General features: G+C 71.1%; 15 protein-coding genes. 5 read left to right on the top strand and 10 right to left on the bottom strand.

What is annotated here, in order from left to right:
- Window positions 1–50: 50 nt before the first annotated feature.
- Window positions 51–500 (bottom strand): hypothetical protein, encoded by a 450-nt coding sequence (locus tag ACFYO2_RS34720; RefSeq protein ID WP_388357160.1) that lies wholly within the window; start codon window positions 498–500, stop codon window positions 51–53.
- 328 nt (window positions 501–828) lie between these two features.
- Here ACFYO2_RS34720 and ACFYO2_RS34725 point away from each other — a divergent pair, with 328 nt between their 5' ends.
- Window positions 829–1,668 carry an alpha/beta fold hydrolase gene (locus tag ACFYO2_RS34725; protein ID WP_388357163.1) on the top strand — a complete coding sequence of 280 codons (840 nt, stop codon included), beginning with the start codon at window positions 829–831 and terminating at the stop codon, window positions 1,666–1,668.
- A gap of 101 nt (window positions 1,669–1,769) precedes the next feature.
- Window positions 1,770–2,603 (top strand): alpha/beta fold hydrolase, encoded by an 834-nt coding sequence (locus tag ACFYO2_RS34730; RefSeq protein ID WP_388357166.1) that lies wholly within the window; start codon window positions 1,770–1,772, stop codon window positions 2,601–2,603.
- A 377-nt stretch (window positions 2,604–2,980) separates the two neighbouring features.
- Here the strand turns inward: ACFYO2_RS34730 and ACFYO2_RS34735 are convergent, their stop codons facing one another.
- The 7 genes from ACFYO2_RS34735 to ACFYO2_RS34765 all read right to left on the bottom strand — a co-directional run bounded on the left by ACFYO2_RS34735 (window position 2,981) and on the right by ACFYO2_RS34765 (window position 10,216).
- Entirely contained in the window at window positions 2,981–3,862 is an 882-nt protein-coding gene (locus tag ACFYO2_RS34735) for a metal ABC transporter permease (RefSeq protein WP_388357169.1), read from the bottom strand.
- Complete coding sequence (locus ACFYO2_RS34740; protein ID WP_388357383.1) at window positions 3,859–4,665, bottom strand: metal ABC transporter ATP-binding protein; 807 nt, start codon at window positions 4,663–4,665, stop codon at window positions 3,859–3,861. Before ACFYO2_RS34740 ends, ACFYO2_RS34735 begins: the two co-directional genes overlap by 4 nt.
- A gap of 59 nt (window positions 4,666–4,724) precedes the next feature.
- Window positions 4,725–5,663, bottom strand: coding sequence for a metal ABC transporter solute-binding protein, Zn/Mn family (locus tag ACFYO2_RS34745; protein ID WP_388357171.1), 939 nt, complete (start codon window positions 5,661–5,663; stop codon window positions 4,725–4,727).
- A 193-nt stretch (window positions 5,664–5,856) separates the two neighbouring features.
- Window positions 5,857–6,249, bottom strand: a complete 393-nt coding sequence (locus tag ACFYO2_RS34750) for an SCO5389 family protein (protein WP_388357174.1) — start codon at window positions 6,247–6,249, stop codon at window positions 5,857–5,859.
- Window positions 6,250–6,352: 103 nt separating this feature from the next.
- On the bottom strand, window positions 6,353–7,312 hold the full coding sequence (locus ACFYO2_RS34755; RefSeq protein WP_388357177.1) for an ATP-binding protein: 960 nt from the start codon (window positions 7,310–7,312) through the stop codon (window positions 6,353–6,355).
- Between the two features lie 216 nt (window positions 7,313–7,528).
- Window positions 7,529–9,745: a catalase/peroxidase HPI gene (gene katG / locus ACFYO2_RS34760; RefSeq protein ID WP_388357180.1), complete on the bottom strand. Its 2,217-nt coding sequence runs from the start codon at window positions 9,743–9,745 to the stop codon at window positions 7,529–7,531.
- Between the two features lie 33 nt (window positions 9,746–9,778).
- Window positions 9,779–10,216, bottom strand: a complete 438-nt coding sequence (locus tag ACFYO2_RS34765; protein WP_388357183.1) for a Fur family transcriptional regulator — start codon at window positions 10,214–10,216, stop codon at window positions 9,779–9,781.
- A gap of 410 nt (window positions 10,217–10,626) precedes the next feature.
- On the opposite strand from ACFYO2_RS34765, the gene ACFYO2_RS34770 reads away from it, so the two are divergent.
- From ACFYO2_RS34770 to ACFYO2_RS34780, 3 genes are all read left to right on the top strand, one after another.
- Window positions 10,627–10,785 (top strand): hypothetical protein, encoded by a 159-nt coding sequence (locus tag ACFYO2_RS34770; protein ID WP_388357186.1) that lies wholly within the window; start codon window positions 10,627–10,629, stop codon window positions 10,783–10,785.
- Between the two features lie 223 nt (window positions 10,786–11,008).
- Window positions 11,009–11,737 carry a hypothetical protein gene (locus tag ACFYO2_RS34775; RefSeq protein WP_388357189.1) on the top strand — a complete coding sequence of 243 codons (729 nt, stop codon included), beginning with the start codon at window positions 11,009–11,011 and terminating at the stop codon, window positions 11,735–11,737.
- Between the two features lie 124 nt (window positions 11,738–11,861).
- Window positions 11,862–12,455 (top strand): sigma-70 family RNA polymerase sigma factor, encoded by a 594-nt coding sequence (locus ACFYO2_RS34780; protein WP_388357192.1) that lies wholly within the window; start codon window positions 11,862–11,864, stop codon window positions 12,453–12,455.
- A 58-nt stretch (window positions 12,456–12,513) separates the two neighbouring features.
- Here ACFYO2_RS34780 and ACFYO2_RS34785 read toward each other — a convergent pair whose 3' ends face one another.
- Together ACFYO2_RS34785 and ACFYO2_RS34790 are read right to left on the bottom strand one after the other, a co-directional pair.
- Window positions 12,514–15,690, bottom strand: a complete 3,177-nt coding sequence (locus ACFYO2_RS34785) for an FAD-binding and (Fe-S)-binding domain-containing protein (protein ID WP_388357195.1) — start codon at window positions 15,688–15,690, stop codon at window positions 12,514–12,516.
- A gap of 92 nt (window positions 15,691–15,782) precedes the next feature.
- Window positions 15,783–16,262: a MarR family winged helix-turn-helix transcriptional regulator gene (locus tag ACFYO2_RS34790; RefSeq protein WP_388357198.1), complete on the bottom strand. Its 480-nt coding sequence runs from the start codon at window positions 16,260–16,262 to the stop codon at window positions 15,783–15,785.
- Window positions 16,263–16,320: the final 58 nt, after the last annotated feature.

Consider the following 16,320-nt stretch of genomic DNA (forward strand, 5'->3'; position numbering starts at 1 on the left):
GCCCGACCAGGAGTTGGGTAAAGCCGTGACTCACCGGTTCAGCTCGCCCGTCAGGGTGCCGTCACCCGCTGTGCGTTCGACGCCGTGCCCTCCCGGTCGACCAGCAAGGGAAGCAGCGGTTGCAGGACGAGGCCGGCAGCGGTCACGACCTGTGCCAGGCGATACGTGTACGGAGCCGACCGCCCTGCCGAGGCGGCGGCGGTCCGGCCGGGCAGGGTCGCGCGTACCTCCCAACCGCTCTCGGCTGTCGGGCCGCTGGGCAGTGTGCCACCCGGCTCCCGGGCCCGCGACCGCAGAAAGCCCTGGCCGCGCCCTGAACCGAGGCCCGCGCCGTGCGCCACCGACCCGGCCGGCCGCGCGCTCGTGACCGAGACTCCCGTGCAGGTGTCGCCGTACAGGCAGGTCACCGTCGTGGCCGCACCCGGCGAGTGCCGCGCCACGTTGGTCAGAGCCTCGCGCGCGATGCCGTACGCCGCGTCCGCGACGGCACCGTCCGGCATCGGATCGATGAACGAACATCCCGTTCCCGGGGTGAACCGGCCCTGTCTTCTCATCGTTGAACAGGACGAAAGACGTTCTGGCCCGGCAGTTGGGGGGGCGGGCGATGCTCCAGGGCCAGGTCGGGCGGCAGCCCGGCAGCCGCTCTCCGGGCCGCTGTCGCGTGTCGCCCACCATCCCTCCGATCCGCGCTGACCACCTGGCGCAGACGGAACGCACAACAACTCGGTCATCCACAAAGGAACTCGGTGCTTCGTTTCTCGAACGCACCGGCCGCTTCGCCGGCACGGTCCGGTGAGGGCCGACAACCAAGGAAAAGGACATTCACGCATGCGCATCACCCGCCTGGCCCGTCCGAGCCGCAGATCCGCCCTGCTCGGTGTCACAGCGGCCGTAGGGCTGTCTGTGGCCGCCGTCACCCTGCCCGGCGTAGCCGGTGCGGTGCCCCACCATCAGATACGTCCGACGATCGTGCTGGAGCACGGGGCGTTCGCCGACGCGGCGAGCTGGGACGGTGTCGTCACTCGGCTGCAGAGTGCGGGCTATCCCGTGGTGTCCGCCGCCAACCCGCTGCGAGGTCCGGCGACCGATGCCGCTTACCTGCGCAGCGTCGTCGACCACATCGACGGGCCCGTGGTCCTGGTCGGTCACTCCTACGGCGGTACCGTCATCAGCCAGGCCGCCGCGGGCCTGGAGGGCAAGGTGAAGGCGCTGGTCTACATCGCTGCGTTCCTGCCCGACACGGGCGAGAGTTCGCTCGGACTGACGAACAAGTTCCCCGGCAGCACCCTCGGCCAGGCGATCGAGTCCGTCAACTACACGCTGCCCGACGGTGGTCAGGGCGCAGACGTGTACATCAAGCCGGAAAAGTTCCGCGACCAGTTCGCTGCGGACGTGCCGGCGGACAAGGCCAGGCTCATGGCAGCAGGACAGCGTCCGATCGCCGCCGCCGCGCTGGAGGAGAAGTCGACGAAGGCCGCCTGGAAGACGATCCCCTCCTGGTCGTTGGTCACTACCGAAGACCTCAACATCCCCGTGGCCGCCCAGCGCTACATGTCGGCCCGTGCCGGGGCTCGCACCACGGTCATCGACGCGTCGCACGCGGTATCCGTGTCCCGCCCCGGGGCCGTCGCCCGCATCGTGGAGCAGGCGGCCCGCACGGTCCGCTGACCGGCAGTTCCGCCCTGTCGCAGCCTCGCACGTCCCCACAGTCCTGCCCGTCCGGGCACTTCACCACCAGACGCATTTCCCACCGAAAGGCAGTAACCAGCATGGCGTTCATCACCGTCGGCCAGGAGAACTCGACCAGCATCGAGCTGTACTACGAGGACCACGGCACCGGGCAGCCGGTCGTACTGATCCACGGCTACCCGCTCGACGGCCACTCCTGGGAGAAGCAGTCGGCCGCCCTGCTGTCGGCCGGCTACCGCGTGATCACGTACGACCGGCGCGGTTTCGGCCGCTCCAGCCAGCCCACCACCGGCTACGACTACGACACCTTCGCTGCCGACCTGAACACGGTCCTGGAGACCCTCGACCTCAACGACGTCGTCCTGGTCGGCTTCTCCATGGGTACCGGCGAGGTCGCCCGCTACCTGGGAACCTACGGCTCCGCCCGGATAGCCAAGGCAGCCTTCCTCGCCTCTCTCGAGCCTTTCCTCCTCAAGACCGACGACAACCCCGGCGGCGTCGACGGCACCATCTTCAAGGACATCGAAGAGGCAGTCACCGCCGACCGCTACGCCTACTTCACCGCGTTCTACGAGAACTTCTACAACCTCGACGAGAACCTCGGCACCCGCATCAGCGAGGAAGCCGTCCGCAACAGCTGGAACGTTGCCGCCGGAGCCTCCTCGTACGCCTCCCTGGCTTGCGTGGCGACCTGGTCCACCGACTTCCGTGCCGACCTCCCCAAGATCGACGTCCCGGCACTGATCCTGCACGGGACCGCCGACCGCATCCTGCCCATCGAGGCCACCGGAGAACGCTTCCACCAGTCACTCCCGCAGGCGGACTACGTCGTCATCGACGGCGCCCCCCACGGCCTGCTGTGGACCCACGCCCAGGAAGTCACCCAGGCCCTCCTCGCCTTCCTGGCCAAGTGACCGACGGCCGACGGCCCTCCCGCCGGGAGCGGGCACGCGGCCCGTTACGCGGGGGACGCGAGGGTGATCCTGCTCGTTCGCTCGCGGGCCGCTCGTCGGCAGGACCGTGAACCGTGCGCACCCCGCCGTCGTTCCCACTACGGCGGGGTGCACGAAACTCTCCTGAAGCCAGGACAGTTGCCCGCAGAGTAGCTCTGGCATGGTTCGAGAGCCGGAGTGACACCTCCCTGCTCTTCCCGCGCCATCTCCAGCTGACCGAGGTGACGACCGGCGAACGCAGCTCCGCCGGGTCCGAACGCAGCCGCGAAGGAACTCACCGACGCCGGCCACCAAGCCCTCACGGCGGCGCTTTCCCGCAAAGCCTTTCGGCGCGTGAGTCAGGCCGGCTGCGCCACCGTCCGTCCGGCTCCCCACCGCCGGGTGCGGTGGGTGCCCGCGAGGCGGCAGGTGGCGTAGATCGTGAACGAGATCGTCGTGACGTAGGGGCTGATGGGGATGCTGCTGCCCAGGGCGAGCAGGATGCCGCCCTCGATCGAGGCCACGGCGAAGAGCACGCTGAGCACCGGCAGCAGGATGGGCGACGCGGTGATGCGGGCGGCGGCCGCGGCGGGCGTGACCAGGAGGCTGAGGACCAGCAGCGCGCCGACGATCTGCACCGACAGGGCGACGGCGAGTCCGAGCACGATCATGAAGGCGAAGGACAGGGCACGCACCGGCACGCCGCGGGCCTCGGCGACATCCGGGTCGGCGCTGGCGAAGGTCAGCGGGCGCCACATGATCGTCAGGGCGAGCAGGACGACGGCGGAGGTGCCGAGCAGCCAGGTCATCTGCGGGGTGTCGACGGCGACGATCTGGCCGGTGAGGAGGCCGAACTTGTTGGCCGCGCGGCCTTTGTAGAGGGCGAGGAAGAGCACGCCCAGTCCGAGGCCGAACGGCATGATGATGCCGATCACCGAGTTGCGGTCGCGGGCCCGTGCGCCCAGGACGCCGATCACGCCGGCTGCGAGGAGCGAGCCGACGATCGAGCCCGCCACGATGTTCACGCCGAGGAGCAGGGCCGCTGAAGCTCCGGCGAAGGACAGCTCGCTGATGCCGTGCACCGCGAAGGGCAGGTCGCGCATGATGACGAAGACCCCGGCCAGGCCGCCGACGAGGCCGAGCGCGGCACCGGCGACGAGGGAGTTGCGGACCAGCGCCAGGAGTTCGCCGTAGTTGTCGAAGCTGAAGATCTGCTGCCAGACCCCGTCGGCGAGCGTCATCGGCGTACATCCTCGGTCTCATGGGCGTGGTGCGGTGGTGTGGCCGGGTCGTCGGGGGCTCCGACGACCACGACCCGGCCGTGTACACGGACGACATCGACCTGGGTGCCGTACAGCCGCGACAGCGACTCGGAGGTGAGGACCTCCTCCGGTGTGCCGACCCGGTGACTGCCGTGCGCCAGGTACAGCACCCGGTCCACCAGGCCGAGCACCGGGTTGATCTCGTGGGTCACGAAGACCACGGCCGTGCCGTGCGAGCGGCGTCGGGCGTCGACCAGTTCGGTGACGGCCCGCTGGTGGTTCAGGTCGAGGGAGAGCAGCGGCTCGTCGCAGAGCAGGATGCGCGGGTCGGTGGCCAGGGCCTGGCCGATGCGGACGCGCTGACGTTCGCCTCCGGAGAGCAGGCCGAGCGGCACGTCGGCGTACGTGGACGCGCCGACCGACGCGAGGATCTCGTCAACCCGATGGCGGACGGCGGCCGTGCGCAGGCGCGGTCCGAAGCGGTGGCCGTCGATCCCGAAGAGTACGAGGTCGCGGGCGCGCAGCATCGCCTGCGCGGACAACTCCGCCTGCTGGGGTACGTAACCCAGGTGCCGGGCGGCCTCGCGGGGCGGGCGGCCGAGGACGGTCAGGGTGCCGGCCGAGAGAGGCTGCCGGCCCAGCAGGGACCGTACGAAGCTGGTCTTGCCCGAGCCGTTCGGCCCGAGCACGGCCACGAACTCCCCGGGCCGTACGTCCAGGTCCAGGCCCTGCCACACCACACGCTCGCCGTAGGACACGGCGGCCTCGCGCAGGCTGATCACCGCGCCGGTCCCGGGTCCCGCCTGACGGGCCCGGGGCACCGGGGCCGCGGCCGGTCGCCTCACTTGTCCAGCGCGCTCGCGAGCGCGTCGACGTTGGCGGTCATCCAGCCGAGGTAGTCCTTGCCCGCGGGCAGGGTCTCGGTCACCGGGACGACGGGGATGCCGGCCGCCTTCGCCGCGGCCTTGGCCTTCTCGGTCTGCGGGCCGGAAGTCTGCTCGTTGTAGACCAGCGCCTTGACCTCCTTGCCGCTGAACACGGCCAGCGTGGCCTGGAGGATCTTGGGGGAGACGTCGTCGCCCTCCTCGATGGCCTCGCTGAACTCCCCGGGCGTCCGGTTCACCAGGCCGGACGCGTCGAGCAGGTACAGCGGCACGGGCTCGGTGATGGCCACGCCCTCGCCGCCGTGCTCCTTCCTGATCTGGGCTTCCTTCGTCTCCAGCAGGTGGAGCTTCGTCTTGAACGTCTCGGCGTTCTGGGTGAAGGCGGCCGCGTCGGCGGGTTCGGCCTTGCCCAGGGCGGCCGCTGTGCGGTCTGCGATCTTGGCGACGGTGGGGAAGTCGTACCAGACGTGCTCGTTGAGCTCCCCGCCCTTCGGGGCCGTCTTGCCAGAGACCTTGACGGCGTTGATCACCTCGGCGGAGGAGCCGCCGCTCTTGAGCATCCGGTCGACGAAGTCGTCGTAGCCGCCGCCGTTCTCGACGACGACCTTCGCCTTGGACAGCGCCAGTTGGTTCTGGGTGTTGGCCTCGTAGGAGTGCGGGTCCTGCTCGGGGTCACTGATGATCGAGGTGACGTCGACCTTCGCGCCGCCTATCTGCTTCACGATGTCGCCGTAGACGTTGGTCGAGGCGACAACGGCGACCTTGGACGAGGCGGCCGGTTCCTGGGAGCTGCTCCCGCCGCTGCCGGAGTCCGACGAGCTGCCGCAGCCTGCCAGGACGGCCAGCGAGGCGCCGGTGAGCAGGGCGGCCAGGCGCCGGGACGGGGACGAGGGCATGGGTCCTCCACGACAGGGGGGAACAGGGATGTTCCCGGGGGCTGGGACAGCCCGGAGCGAGCCGGGCAAGCGCCACGCTAGATGGAAATGAATGTCAAGAACATGGCTGATTCCGATCTATATGAAAACCATTGCCAATACTTGACGTACCCGGCCCGCTCCGGCGTGGCGCCTGCCTGCCGCGCCCGCGAGGTCAGCAGTCGCGGAACTCGGGGGACTGGTTGAGGATCTGCGCACGCAGGGAGGTGAAGCGCGCGTACGTCTCACCGCCACGGTCCTCGGGGCGGAACGCGGCGACGCGGTGGCAGTTCTGGAAGGCGAGGGCGACGAAGAAGTGCCGCTCCAGGCTGCCCCGGATCGCGTCGCTGGACAGCGCGCGCAGCAGCTGGCCGCGCTCCTTCTCGGAGGGCGGCGGGGTCTGGTTGTCGGTGAACTCGGCGTCACCGGCGCGCAGTTCGCCGACCAGGCCGGCGATCAGGTCGTAGGCGTAGGGCAGGGACGTACGGACCGTTTCCACGAAGTCCTCCTCCCGTACCTCGCCGTTCTCGGCTTCGGCGAGCAGCTTCGGGGAGACGTCGAGCGACATGACGGTGTTTCCTGTCTGTTCGTTGTACTGGCGGTACTGGCGGTACTGGCAGTGCTGGATGTGGTGGGGGGAGGGGAGGGGGAGGAAGGGCGGCGCGGCGGCGTCAGGCGAAGGCCGCCAGCGCCGCCGGGCCGTGCCGGAAGTCGGGGTCGACCTGGGCGGCGAGGTCCTGACCCGTGGCCTCGTTGGCCCAGGCGGTGGCGTTGCGCAGATGGAACTCCACGGCGTGCCGCTGGAAGGCGGTCCAGTCCTTGGGGCGGGCGTCCACGGCCGCGCGCAGCCGGTCCAGCGTGCGCGCGTTGTGCGACTCCAGCTCCCCGGCGGCCCGGCCCTGTTCCTGGGCGCGCACGAACGAGGACTGCTCGCAGTGGGCGACCAGGTCGTTGCCGACGTGCTCCCGCAGGAAGGTGAGGTCGTCCGCGCCGGTGACCTTGTTGCCGACCACGGCGACCGGGATGCCGAACTCGGCGGCGTGATCGCGGTACTGGCGGTAGACCGAGACGCTCTTGCGGGTCGGCTCCACGACGAGGAAGGTCATGTCGAAGCGGGTGAACAGCCCGGAGGCGAAGGCGTCGGCGCCGGCCGTCATGTCGACGATCACGTACTCGCCGGGCCCGTCCACGAGGTGGTTGAGGTACAGCTCGACCGCGCCGAGCTTGGAGTGGTAGCAGGCCACGCCGAGGTCGCTCTCGCCGAAGGCCCCGGTGACCATCAGCGCCACCCCGCCGACCTCCTGGACGTGGTGGGCGTGGATCTCGTCGTCGCCGAGCAGCCGCAGCAGCCGGGAGCCGCGACCGGGCGGGGTCGTCTTGACCATGGCGTCGCGGGACGCGATTCGCGGGTTCGTGCCCCGCAGGTGGTCCTTGATCTCGCCGGTCCGCGCGCTGAGCGGCGGCGCGGCGAAGACCTCGTCCTCGCCGAGACCGAGCGCGTACGCCAGGTGCTGGTTGATGTCGCCGTCGATGGCGACGACCGGCGCGCCGGAGCGGGCCAGGTGACGGGAGAAGAGGGCGGACAGGGTGGTCTTGCCGCTGCCGCCCTTGCCGACGAAGGCAATGCGCATGGCTAACCGCCGGCCTTATTGGAAATGGATGTCATGCGCATAGATTGCGGAGGGCGTGGTGGGCGTGTCAAATTGCCGCTCCCCGAAGTGTTCATCCTTTGCTGAGAGTTGGGGCGCCTACTCCAGATGGGTGGGCAAGGGCCCCGCACATGGCGATGCCCGGGCCGGCCCCTGCGGGCCGGCCCGGGCATCAGTGGTGCGATCAGACGGGTGCGATCAGACGAGGTCGAACCGGTCCAGGTTCGAGACCTTGACCCACGCCGCGACGAAGTCCTTCACGAGCTTCTCCTTCGCGTCGTCGCTCGCGTAGACCTCCGCGAGGGCACGCAGCTCGGAGTTGGAGCCGAAGACGAGGTCGGCACGGGTGCCGGTCCACTTCAGCTTGCCCGTCTCGGCGTCGCGGCCCTCGAAGGTGGTCTGGTCCTCCGAGGTGGACTTCCACGTCGTTCCCAGGTCGAGCAGGTTGACGAAGAAGTCGTTGGTCAGCGCGCCCGGGGTGGCGGTGAACACGCCGTGCTGCGAGCCGCCCTGGTTGACGCCGAGGACGCGCAGACCGCCGACGAGGACGGTCAGCTCGGGGGCGCTCAGGGTGAGCAGGTTCGCCTTGTCGAGCAGCAGGTACTCGGCCGGCAGGCGGTTGCCCTTGCCGAGGTAGTTGCGGAAGCCGTCCGCGACCGGCTCCAGCGCGGCGAAGGACTCCGCGTCGGTGTGCTCCTCGGTGGCGTCCACGCGGCCCGGCGTGAAGGGGACCTCCACGTCGAAGCCGGCGTCCTTGGCGGCCTTCTCGATCGCGGCGGCACCGCCGAGGACGATCAGGTCGGCCAGGGAGACCTTCTTGGCACCGGCGTTGAACTCGGCCTGGACGCCCTCCAGGACGCGCAGGACCTGGGCGAGCTGGTCGGGGTCGTTGGCCTCCCAGCCGCGCTGCGGCTCCAGGCGGATGCGGGCGCCGTTGGCACCGCCGCGCTTGTCGCTGCCACGGAAGGTGGACGCCGAGGCCCACGCGGTGGACACCAGCTGCGAGACGGTCAGCCCGGTCGCGATGACCTTGGCCTTCAGGGCCGTGATGTCGGCGGCGTCGATGACCTCGCCCTCGGCCTGCGGCAGCGGGTCCTGCCACAGCAGCGTCTCCGCGGGGACCTCCGGGCCGAGGTACAGGGACTTCGGGCCCAGGTCACGGTGGGTCAGCTTGTACCAGGCGCGGGCGAAGGCGTCCGCGAACTCGGCCGGGTTCTCGTGGAAGCGCTTCGAGATCTCACCGTAGATCGGGTCGAAGCGCAGCGAGAGGTCGGTGGTGAGCATCGTGGGCAGACGCTTCTTCGACGGGTCGTGCGCGTCCGGGATGATCGCCTCGGCGTCCTTGGCCACCCACTGCTTGGCGCCGGCCGGGGACTCGGACAGCTCCCACTCGTAGCCGAAGAGGATGTCGAAGAAGTCGTTGCTCCACTGGGTGGGCTTGGTGGTCCAGGTGACCTCCAGACCGGACGTGATGGCGTCGCCGCCCTTGCCGGTGCCGAAGGTGGACTTCCAGCCCAGGCCCTGCTCCTCCAGGGAGGCGGCCTCGGGGTCGTTGCCCACGTGGTCGGCCGGGCCGGCGCCGTGGGTCTTGCCGAAGGTGTGGCCACCGGCGATGAGGGCGACGGTCTCCTCGTCGTTCATCGCCATGCGGCGGAACGTCTCGCGGATGTCGCGGGCCGCGGCCAGCGGGTCCGGGTTGCCGTTGGGGCCCTCCGGGTTGACGTAGATGAGGCCCATCTGGACGGCGCCGAGGGGGTTCTCCAGCTCACGGTCGCCGGTGTAGCGCTGGTCGTCGAGCCAGGTGGTCTCGGGACCCCAGTAGACGTCCTCGTCGGCCTCCCAGACGTCGGCGCGGCCGCCGCCGAAGCCGAAGGTCTCGAAGCCCATCGTCTCCAGTGCGACGTTGCCCGTGAGGATCATGAGGTCGGCCCAGGAGATCGACTGGCCGTACTTCTTCTTGACCGGCCACAGCAGACGGCGGGCCTTGTCGAGGTTGCCGTTGTCCGGCCAGCTGTTCAGCGGCGCGAAGCGCTGCTGGCCACGGCCGCCACCGCCGCGGCCGTCGCTGATGCGGTAGGTGCCGGCGCTGTGCCAGGCCATACGGATCATCAGCGGGCCGTAGTTGCCGAAGTCGGCGGGCCACCAGTCCTGCGAGGTGGTCAGCACCTCGGCGATGTCCCGTTTCACGGCCGCCAGGTCGAGGTTCTGGAACGCCTCGGCGTAGTCGAACGACTCACCGAGGGGGTTCGCGACGACCGGGTCCTTGGCAAGGATCTTCAGGTTGAGGCGCTCCGGCCACCACTGGCGGTTTCCGCCGCCCTGGGTGGGGTGCGCGGCGCGTCCGTGCGCGACCGGGCAGCCCGAGGCCTCCTCCGGCTTCGGGTCCGTGACGATCGCGTCATGGTTCTCGGTCATGGGGAATCCTTCCGAACGGGGTGGATCACAAGCTCAGGGGCTGGGGGCGGTGGAACAGGAGGGGCACAGGCCCCAGTAGATGACCTCGGCCTCGTCGACCGAGAAGCCGTGGTCCTGGGCGGCGGTCAGGCAGGGGGCGTGGCCGACCGCGCAGTCGACGTCGGCGACGACACCGCACGACCGGCACACCAGGTGGTGGTGGTTGTCGCCGACGCGTCCCTCGAACCGGGCGGGGCTGCCCGGTGGCTCGATGCGGCGGACGAGCCCCGCGGCGGTGAGCGCGTGGAGGGCCTCGTACACGGCCTGCAGCGATATGTGGCCGACGCGGTCGCGCACCCCGGATGCGATCGCCTCGACGCCCAGGTGATCACCGTCCCGGACGGTCTCCAGCAGTGCGGCTCGGGCGGCTGTCACCCGCAGGCCGGCACCGCGGAGTTCCTCGGCAGTGGTCGGGGGCTGGGGCGAAGTCATGACACCAACCTACCCTCATAAACACGAACGGTTCAAGAAAAGGAACAGTACAAGTTTGGTGTCGTGCGAGTGGCGCTCCGGCGCCGGGCCGTAACCGCACCGGTGATCGGCCGACACCCGGGCGAACTCCGGCCGACGTGCCGGAGTACGACCCGTGGCGGCCCGACAGGTCGCGGTCTTCTGGAGGCAGGCTTTTCTCCCGGGGTATTCCTCCACCACCGTCGATGTGGCCGCCAGGGGCGGGTCCGGCCGGACCGCGAACGCCCCCGTCGTCCATGCGACTGAGCGACCCGCGGTCGCCCGGCGGAAGGCGACCGAGGCGAATCGTCCGGTCATGCCCGTGCAAAATCGGTGCCGGAATTCCCGGGCGCGGACAGGGTGCCCCGGGGTGGGTGGCAGGATCGGGCCGCATGAAGGCGTCCCCCGCGGTACGAGGGCTGCGCGCGGCGGTGTTCGCGGCGCTGTGCGTGCTGCTGGCCGCCGGGGGGCACTCGCTGGCGACCGGCATGGCCCCGCCTGGGTGCAGGTCGCCGGGTTCCTGGCGGTGTTCGCGTGCGGGTGTCCGCTGAGCGGTCGGGAGCGGTCGCTGGTATCCATCGGGGGAGTGACCCTCGCGGCGCAGGGCGGGTTGCACGTCGCGTTCGGGGCCGCACGGCCGCACGCGGGTAACAGTCGGCCCGGCACCCCCGTTGGCGTGCCTTGGGTCACATGTGTGGAGACGAGTCCGAGGCTCCGCGGGGATTTCCGTACCCCAGCGTGACGATCTGAGCCTGGATGCGAGGATGAGGCGCCATGACAGCCGGGTGGGGTTCACGCACGGTACGGGCCGCGGTGTTCGCGGCCGTCTGTGTGCTGCTCGCCGCCCTGGGCCACGTCATGATGTCCGGCAGACATGTACCTGCCTGGTTGCTGGCCGCCGGATTCGCCGCGACCGGCGCGGTCGGCTGGCGCCTGGCCGGGCGGGAGCGCGGGCTTGTGCTCATCATGGCCGCCGTGGTCACCGTCCAGACGCTCCTGCATTCGGCGTTCTCGCTCGCGCAGCCGCCGGGCGGGGCGTCGGCGGGCGGCTCGATGGCATCGGACATGGGGTCCTCGCACATGGACTCCGCGCGCCTGGATGCGCGGCACATGGATTCCGCGCACACGGGTTCCGTCCACACGGGCTCGATGCAGATGGACGGCATGGACTCCATGGCCCTAGGCCACATGGACATGGGCCACATGGTGCCCTCTGCCGTCAGCGGTGGAACGTCCTCTTTCGGCATGCTCACCGCCCACCTCCTGGCCGCCCTGCTGTGCGGCCTGTGGCTGGCCCACGGCGAACGGGCCGCCTTCCGCATCCTGCGAGCCGTCGCCGGATGGCTGGCGGCCCCGCTGCGGCTGCTGCTGGCGCTGCCCGTCCCGCCTGACCGCCCGCGTCCGCGCGGACGCCGCCCGCACCCGGACCGGGCGCCGCGCCTGCTTCTTCTCGTCCACGCGATCACTTCTCGGGGTCCGCCCCTGGGGACGGCTGTCGTCTGAAGACAGCTCTGGTGACCCGAGGCTGCCGCACGGCGCCTCGGGCAGCCGCCGTACGCCCACGCAGGTGTCGTACGGCCGCATCCCCATCCCCCCTCCCTCACGGATGACCCGAGAAGGACACCCGATGATCCCCGCAAGGGACTCCATGGACGACTCGACGACCGCCTGGGCGCTCGCCGCCCGCGCCGGTGACGCCGAGGCCGTCGAGCACTTCGTCCGCGCACTCCACCGCGACGTCCTCCGATACGTCGCCCACCTCTGCGCCGATCGGCAGGCCGTTGACGACCTGGTCCAGGACACGTTCCTGCGGGCGCTCGGCAGCCTGCACCGGTTCGAGGGCCGGTCCTCCGCCCGTGCCTGGCTGCTGTCCATCGCGCGCCGCGCGGTGATCGACAGTTACCGGTACTCGGCGGCCCGGCCCCGGCTGCACGACGCGACGGACTGGCAGCTCGCCGTCGAGCGGGCCCAGCCGTGCGGTCTGCCCGGCTTCGACGACGGCATTGCGCTGGCCGACCTGCTGGCGACGCTGCCCGAGGCGCGCCGGGAGGCGTTCGTCCTCACCCAGTTGCTGGGCCTGCCCTACGAGGAGGCCGCCGCGCTGACCGACTGCCCGGTCGGCACGGTCCGCTCCCGAGTGGCCCGCGCCCGCGCCACCCTTGTCGCCCTGCTGACCGCGCCGGACGAACAACCCCCGCGACCACCCGCCCTGGCAGCCTGACGCGGGGGAAGCGGCGGACGGCGGACTGAGGTGGCTGCCCTGCCCGCCCCAACGCGGCTCAGCGGCGCAGTCTCCGTGCCAGCTCGGCCGCCGTGCCGAGCGTGGCCAGGCCGGTCCCGGCCAGGGCGAGCGCTTTGGCCGGGCGGCCGGGTGGGGTGGGCCGGGCGCCGGGGGCGACGCCGTACGCGCTGCCCGGTGTGCCGGAACGGTCGGCCGCGGGCAGCGCCGAGGCCAGCAGTTCCGCGAGGTGGACCGCCTCGTGGCCGCCGCTGTCGAACTCGTGGATCTGCGTACGGCAGCTGAAGCCGTCGGCGAGGACCACGGTCTCCGGCGGCTCCTCGCGCAGCCGCGGCAGCAGCACGCGCTCAGCGCTCGCCCTGCTGACGTCCAGGTGCCCGGGCTCGAAGCCGAAGTTCCCGGCCAGGCCGCAGCACCCGGACTCCAGCCGCTCGACGTCGACCCCGGCGCTCCGCAGCAGCCGCTCGTCGGCCGTCCAGTCCAGCACCGCGTGCTGATGGCAGTGCACCTGGGCGACCGCCCGTGCGGACCGGTCCGGCACGTGCGGGGGCTCGTAGCCGGGGGAGTGCTCGGTGAGCAACTCGCCCAGTGTCACGGTCTGTTCGCGCAGCCGTCGCACATCACGGTCGCCGGGGAACAGCTCGCTCGCGTCCGACCGGAACACGGCCGTACAGCTCGGTTCGAGGCCGACGACCAGACCGCCCGCCCGGACGTGGTCGGCGAGATGCCGCACGGTGCGGGTCAACACCCGCTCCGTAACAGCCAGTTGCCCGGTCGAGATCCAGGTCAGTCCGCAGCACAGCGGCTCCTGAGGCAGCACCACCCGCCACCCCGCGTGCTCCAGCAGCCGTACGGCCGCCTGCCCGACGTGCGGATGGAAGTGGCTGGTGAAGGTGTCCGGCCACAACAGAACGGTCCCACGGACGCTCCCACGGCCGGTTCCACGGACGGTCCCACGGGCGCTTCCGCGCGCCCCGTCGCCGTACCGCTCGTGCCGCGCGAACCACTGCTGCAGCGTCTCCCCGGCGAACAGCGGCACCTCCCGCTCCTCCACCCCCGCCACGGCCACCGCGGCCTTCGACAACCCGGGCGTGTGCGTGAGCGCGTTGACGACCGGGCCGAGCCGCGCCCGGCCGACCGCCTGGGCGACGGCGGGCAGCCAGCCCATCGACAGGTGGGCGCGCGGCCTGCGCCACGGGCGGCCCTCGTAGTGGTGGGACAGGAACTCCGCCTTGTACGTGGCCATGTCCACGTCGGCCGGGCAGTCCTTCTTGCAGCCCTTGCACGCCAGGCACAGGTCGAGCGCGTCGCGCACCGCCTCCGACCGCCAGCCGTCCCGGATGGCGCTGTCGCCGTGTCCGTCGAGCATCTCGAACAACAGCCGGGCCCGTCCGCGCGTGGAGTGCTCCTCCTCCATGGTCACCTGGTAGGACGGGCACATCACCGCGCCGCCCTGGTTGGTGTGCTGCCGGCATTTCCCCACGCCCACGCACCGGTTGGCGGCCTCGGCGAAGGACCCGCCGTCGTGCGGGAAGCGGAAATGGAGATCGCGGGGGGCGTACGGTGCCCAGTCCCCGCCGAGGCGCAGGTTCTCGTCGAGCCGGTACGGCGCCACGACCTTCCCGGGGTTCATCCGGTCGCCCGGGTCGAACACGGCCTTGAGTCGCCCGAAGGCCTCCACCAGCTCGTCCCCGAACATCCGCGGCAGCAGCTCGCCCCGGCTCTGCCCGTCCCCGTGCTCGCCGGAGAAGGAGCCGCCGAACTCGGCGACCAGGTCGGCCGCCCGCTCCATGAAGCGCCGGTAGGTGGCGACCCCGTCGGCGGAGTACAGGTCGAAGGGGATCCGGGTGTGCACGCAGCCCTGCCCGAAGTGGCCGTAGAGGCTGGGCCCGGTGTCGCTCTGGTAGCCGAACTCCTCGTACAGGCCGCGCAGTCGGCGCAGATAGTCGCCGAGCCGCTCGGGCGGGACGGCGGAGTCCTCCCAACCCTCGAAGGTGTCGGGCCGGCCCGGCACGTGCGCGGTGGCGCCGAGACCGGCCTCGCGGACCTGCCACAACTCCTCCTCGCGGACCGGGTCGTCCATGAACGCGACCTCGGGGTCGTGCTCGGACTCGCGCAGCGCGTCGAGCATCCGGTGCGCCCGCTCGTCCGCCTCCTCGAGCGTGTCCGCGCCGAACTGGGCCATCAAGAAGGCGTGTCCTTCGGGGAGTTCGGCGAGGGCCTTCGGGTTGAGGTGCTTGAGCTGTTCGTCGCGGATCAGCTTGGAGTCGACGCCCTCCAGCGCGATCGGTTCGTGCGGCAGGATCGTCGGCACCGCTTCCGCGGCCCGGGCGATGTCCCCGAACCCCAGCACCACCAGCGTGCGTTCCTTGACGACCGGCACCAGCTCCAACTCGGCGCGCAGGACCGTCACCAGCGTCGACTCGCTGCCGACCAGCAGTCCCGCGACGTCGAAGTCGTGCTCCGGGAGCAGTGAGTCGAGGTTGTAGCCGGAGACCCGGCGGGGGATGTCCGGGTAGCGGCGGCGGATCTCGTCGGCGTAGGTGTCGCGCAGGGCGCGCAGCCGGCGGTAGACCGCCGCCCTGAGGTCGCCGTGCCGCTCGATCTCCGCGTACTCCTCGTCGGCGGTCGTGCCGCACCAGAAGCGGGTGCCGTCGTAGAGCAGCACCTCCAGGCGGGCGATGTTGTCGACGACCTTGCCGGTCGCCTGCGCGGTGGCCCCGCAGGAGTTGTTGCCGATCATGCCGCCGATCGTGCAGTTCGCGTGGGTGGCGGGTTCCGGCCCGAAGCGCAGCCCGGTGGGCGCGAGTTGCCGGTTCAGCTCGTCCAGCACGATGCCGGGCTGCACGACACACGTACGGGCGTCCTCGTCCACGGACTCCAGCCGGGCGCAGTACTTCGACCAGTCGATGACCACGGCCGTGTTGGTGCACTGCCCGGCCAGACTGGTCCCACCGCCCCGGGACAGCACGGGCACGTCGTACGCACGCGCCACGGCCACCGCCTCCGCGGCGGCTTCGGGCGTACGGGGTACGACCACGCCGATCGGCGTCTGCCGGAAGTTGGAGGCGTCCGTGGAATAGGCGGCCCGGCTGCCCGCGTCGAACCGGACCTCGCCGTCGACCCGCTCCCGAAGGGCGGTCTCCAGCGCCGCCGCGTCGACCGGCGGCACGGCCGCTCGCCTCGTGACGGGATCGGGCAGGTCCAGCGCGCCCATGGGGCCCTCCTCGCGTGTCGGCGCAGCAGTGGCCGCCGTGCCCGGGGCACGGGGCGACCGGGTACCCCACGGCCGCGCCGACGACACGGGGCCTACTGGGCGTCCGCCTCCGAGGCCAGACCCGGCAGCAGCGCGCGCATCGCCTCGCGCTGGGCCGGCCCCATGAACTGGTCCAGCGCCTGGAGCACCGTCTCGGCCAGCTGCCCGGAGGATTCGGCCAGCAGGCGTCGCGCCTTGTCCGTGAGGGCCACCTCGACGCCCCGCTTGTCGCCGCAGACCGCCTGGCGGGTGACGAGGCCGGCGTGCTGGAGGCAGGCGATCTGGTAGGTGAGCCGGGTCTTGGGGCGGCCCAGGAGCTCCGCGATCTGCGTCATGCGCAGGCCCGTGGGCTGCTCGGCCAGCAGGCACAGGACCAGGAACTCGTCGTGCGAGACGTCGAGCCGTTCCTTGACGACGGAGCGCAGCCGTTGCTCCACGGCCCCGGTGGAGGCCAGCACGAGCATCCACGCGCGCAGCTCGTCCGGAAGGAGGCTGTCGTCGGACGCGGAGGGGCATTCGGGCAGGTCGGCCATGAATTCGATTCTACCTGTTGTCCAACTTTGGATTATTGGCTACTGTCAGGTCATCCAA

The organism is Streptomyces sp. NPDC006602, from assembly GCF_042870385.1.
In the GTDB taxonomy this organism is placed as follows: Bacteria; Actinomycetota; Actinomycetes; order Streptomycetales; family Streptomycetaceae; genus Streptomyces.

Coding starts and splice junctions, on each gene's coding strand:
- ACFYO2_RS34720 (WP_388357160.1), bottom strand. CDS start 500: ATGCCGGACGGTGCCGTCGCGGACGCGGCGTACGGCATCGCGCGCGAG.
- ACFYO2_RS34725 (WP_388357163.1), top strand. CDS start 829: ATGCGCATCACCCGCCTGGCCCGTCCGAGCCGCAGATCCGCCCTGCTC.
- ACFYO2_RS34730 (WP_388357166.1), top strand. CDS start 1,770: ATGGCGTTCATCACCGTCGGCCAGGAGAACTCGACCAGCATCGAGCTG.
- ACFYO2_RS34735 (WP_388357169.1), bottom strand. CDS start 3,862: ATGACGCTCGCCGACGGGGTCTGGCAGCAGATCTTCAGCTTCGACAAC.
- ACFYO2_RS34745 (WP_388357171.1), bottom strand. CDS start 5,663: ATGCCCTCGTCCCCGTCCCGGCGCCTGGCCGCCCTGCTCACCGGCGCC.
- ACFYO2_RS34750 (WP_388357174.1), bottom strand. CDS start 6,249: ATGTCGCTCGACGTCTCCCCGAAGCTGCTCGCCGAAGCCGAGAACGGC.
- ACFYO2_RS34755 (WP_388357177.1), bottom strand. CDS start 7,312: ATGCGCATTGCCTTCGTCGGCAAGGGCGGCAGCGGCAAGACCACCCTG.
- katG (WP_388357180.1), bottom strand. CDS start 9,745: ATGACCGAGAACCATGACGCGATCGTCACGGACCCGAAGCCGGAGGAG.
- ACFYO2_RS34765 (WP_388357183.1), bottom strand. CDS start 10,216: ATGACTTCGCCCCAGCCCCCGACCACTGCCGAGGAACTCCGCGGTGCC.
- ACFYO2_RS34770 (WP_388357186.1), top strand. CDS start 10,627: ATGAAGGCGTCCCCCGCGGTACGAGGGCTGCGCGCGGCGGTGTTCGCG.
- ACFYO2_RS34775 (WP_388357189.1), top strand. CDS start 11,009: ATGACAGCCGGGTGGGGTTCACGCACGGTACGGGCCGCGGTGTTCGCG.
- ACFYO2_RS34780 (WP_388357192.1), top strand. CDS start 11,862: ATGATCCCCGCAAGGGACTCCATGGACGACTCGACGACCGCCTGGGCG.
- ACFYO2_RS34785 (WP_388357195.1), bottom strand. CDS start 15,690: ATGGGCGCGCTGGACCTGCCCGATCCCGTCACGAGGCGAGCGGCCGTG.
- ACFYO2_RS34790 (WP_388357198.1), bottom strand. CDS start 16,262: ATGGCCGACCTGCCCGAATGCCCCTCCGCGTCCGACGACAGCCTCCTT.